We start from the raw sequence: 249 nt of genomic DNA, 5'->3' as shown, positions 1-249 counted from the left end.
CAGTGCTTCCCACGCGGCAAACGCAGCGAAGTGGCGGTCGGCGATCGTGTGATCTACGAGCCGACCTCGGCGGATCAGGGCGGGATCGTCGAGATCGGCGAGCGGCGCAATCTGCTGTACCGCTCCGATCAGTACAAGTCGAAACTCTTCGCGGCGAATCTCGATCAGTTGCTGATCGTGCTCGCGACCGAGCCGCATTTCAGCGAGGACCTGCTCGGGCGCGCGCTGGTCGCCGCCGAGGCGCACGAG

Annotated in this window: 1 protein-coding gene; it reads left to right on the top strand. The window is 65.5% G+C overall.

The window, feature by feature from the left end:
• Positions 1–249: GTPase RsgA (gene rsgA / locus SB771_RS36070; RefSeq protein WP_410722171.1), on the top strand; the 249-nt coding region annotated here is incomplete at both ends.

The sequence above is a fragment of the Burkholderia sp. SIMBA_051 genome (genome assembly GCF_046534915.1).
GTDB classification, from domain to species: domain Bacteria; phylum Pseudomonadota; class Gammaproteobacteria; order Burkholderiales; family Burkholderiaceae; genus Burkholderia; species Burkholderia ambifaria.
This window is presented reverse-complemented; position numbering and strand designations above follow the sequence as displayed.